Raw genomic sequence first — 710 nt, 5'->3', positions numbered from 1 at the left:
GTACGTGCGGCCGTCATGGCGTTCATTGTCGGGTCAGCCGTGCTGGTAGGCCACCAGCGAGATGCCGACGTAGTGCACGGCGAAGGCGGCGAGCGTCAGGGAGTGGAAGACCTCGTGGAAGCCGAAGAAGCGGGGGGAGGGGTTAGGGCGCTTCATGCCGTAGATCACGCCGCCGATGCTGTAGAGCACCCCGCCGACGATCACGAGGACCAGGACGGCGATGCCGCCCTTGCGCAGGAAGTCCGGCAGGAAGAAGACGGCCGCCCAGCCCATCGCGATGTAGCACGGCGTGTAGAGCCAGCGGGGCGCGCCGACCCAGAAGACGCGGAACGCGATGCCCGCGAGGGCCGCTCCCCAGATGCCCCAGAGCAGCCACTGCCCCTTGGCGTCGGGGAGCAGCAGCAGGGTCAGCGGGGTGTACGTGCCCGCGATGATCAGGAAGATGTTGGAGTGGTCGAGTCTGCGCAGGACACCGTCCGCGCGGGGGCCCCAGTTGCCGCGGTGGTAGAGCGCGCTGACACCGAACAGCAGGCAGGCGGTCAGGGCGAAGATCCCGCAGGCGATACGGCCGCGGGTGGAGTCGGCGAGCGCCGTGAGGACCAGGCCGGAGACGAGCACCGCGGGGAACATGCCGGCGTGCAGCCAGCCGCGCATCTTCGGCTTCGGGGGGAACGGCAGCGACAGGGCGGGCGAACCGGGTGAGGCGGCGC

1 protein-coding gene is annotated in these 710 nt (G+C 70.0%); it reads right to left on the bottom strand.

The genetic code is table 11. The annotated features are described in order from the left end of the window. Positions 1–33: 33 nt before the first annotated feature. Positions 34–684: a PAQR family membrane homeostasis protein TrhA gene (gene trhA / locus AB8Z36_RS41365; protein WP_440582143.1), complete on the bottom strand. Its 651-nt coding sequence runs from the start codon at positions 682–684 to the stop codon at positions 34–36. Positions 685–710 lie beyond the last annotated feature (26 nt).

The organism is Streptomyces flavofungini, assembly GCF_041028215.1.
GTDB lineage: Bacteria > Actinomycetota > Actinomycetes > Streptomycetales > Streptomycetaceae > Streptomyces > Streptomyces flavofungini_B.
Note: the sequence above shows the minus strand (reverse complement) of the source record. Positions and strands in the feature narration are given on the sequence as shown.